This is a genomic window from Psychrilyobacter sp. (genome assembly GCF_049671765.1).
GTDB lineage: Bacteria > Fusobacteriota > Fusobacteriia > Fusobacteriales > Fusobacteriaceae > Psychrilyobacter.
Genome location: NZ_JBATVM010000086.1, coordinates 1 through 1875, shown reverse-complemented (window position 1 = coordinate 1875; position 1875 = coordinate 1). Strand labels below are relative to the sequence as shown.

General features: G+C 24.2%; 1 protein-coding gene. It reads left to right on the top strand.

The window, feature by feature from the left end; translation table 11 throughout:
- Positions 1-1875, top strand: a 1875-nt coding sequence (locus tag WBG30_RS04095; RefSeq protein ID WP_424503373.1) for a hypothetical protein, incomplete at both ends; no start/stop codon positions are given.

The window sequence follows — 1875 nt, the reverse complement described above, 5'->3', positions numbered from 1 at the left end:
ATTTTTAATACTGATATATATGACAAAACTAGCTATAAACTCAAAGATAAAACAGAAAATATAAGAAAAACTATCTATAAGAGTAAAGGAGACCTCTTTGCTTCCTTGAAAACTTTAGAGATAGAAGATGAACAATGGAAAGAACTCTTAAAAAATGAAACCTTAGAATATGAAAAAATAAGTAGCATAATAAACTCAAACAAATTATCTCTAGAAACTTCTATAAAAGAAAAAAAAGTTGAAAAATCTAAATTAGACATTATAACTCTGACTAAAAAAATAGAGAAATCTAAGACTATCAACCAGGGAATAAAAAAATTGAATTCTGCTAAAGATTCTATACTAACACTTCAACAACAAGATGAAGATATAAAAAATAAAATAAATAAAATAAATAAAAATCAAGACGCTATGAAGATAAATGGGGAATATGAAATACTTTTAGATTCTAAAAAAAACCTAAGTTCTAAAAATTTAGAGTATTCAAAAAATAAAAACACCCTAGAAAAACTAAAAGAAGAATCTAAAACAAATATTCAAAACTACGATGAACTAAAAAAAGAGTTAGGAGAAAAATCTGAATCTATAAATAAAATAAGTATTTTAGAAGGAGATTTAATAGTTTATACCTCTAATCAAGAAGAAATAAACAATTTGAATAAAAAAGTAAAAAAATTAGCTAGAAGACTTCGTGATACCAAAAGAAGTATTAAACATTTAAATTTTCAAAATTGCCATTTAGAACACATTGAGTCTAATTTAAAAAAAGAGTTGGATAAAAGTAAAAAAATTAATGAGAATAGAGATATTTTAGAAAAAAAACAACTTATTCTAACTCCTATTTTATCTAAAATAAATGATATTTCTTTCATTGAAGATAAAATCAAATTATTAAAGATAAATAAAAACAAATTTTTAGAGAATACTAAAGAAAAGTTAGAAATCTATAATGAACATCATAATATATGGATTCAAAATGAAGCTTATAATCTTTCCATAGAGTTAGAAGTAGGAAAACCTTGCATGGTCTGTGGTTCTACAACACATCCTAATCTTCCTAAAAAACCAGTAAATTGTCCTACAAAAAAAGAATTAGATAAAACTAAAGACCTCTATGAAGTTTCTAAAAAAGAGTTAACTTTATGTGAAGGGAATATCTACTCATCGATAGATCGATTAGAAGTTGAAAATACTAAATTATTAGAATTAACTACTCTAAATAATCTCCCCCAAAATAAAATAGACCTCTTAAATTTAAAAGTAGAATATGAAAAACAAATATCTGATCTTAGCATCCAGTTAAAATCTTTACCTACACAAATTGATCTAGAAAAAGCTACTCTAGATAAAGATGAAAATAACAATAAAATCACTCAAGCTATAGCAAAAGAAAGTGAAATTTCTACTGATTTAGAAGTCTCAAACTCTCAGATAGATGGTTTTACCCACAGTAATTTAGAGATAGAAAAAAAATTCCAAGAAAATAAACTAGATATTGAAAAATTTGAAAATATTTTAAAATCTACACAAAATAGACGTGAGGAACTTCAAACTACTATTAATAATATTGATATTTTAATGGAGAAAATTAAAACTCAAGGTATCCAACTAAAAACTGCTGAAGATGAGATCAGTAAATCAACTAAAACTATTAAAGCTCAAGAACAAAAATGGGATGATACTCTCATAAAAAATAACTTTAAAAATATAGATGAATATCAGTCTATATTAAATATTCCTGTAGACCTTTTCAACAAGGATATTAAAACTTATAGCGAGGAGATTATCAAACAAAATACTATAATTTCTGAATCTGAAAAATTTGAAAAATCAGTTCCTATAGATATGGATAAATTAAACGAAAAAAGCAAGTTA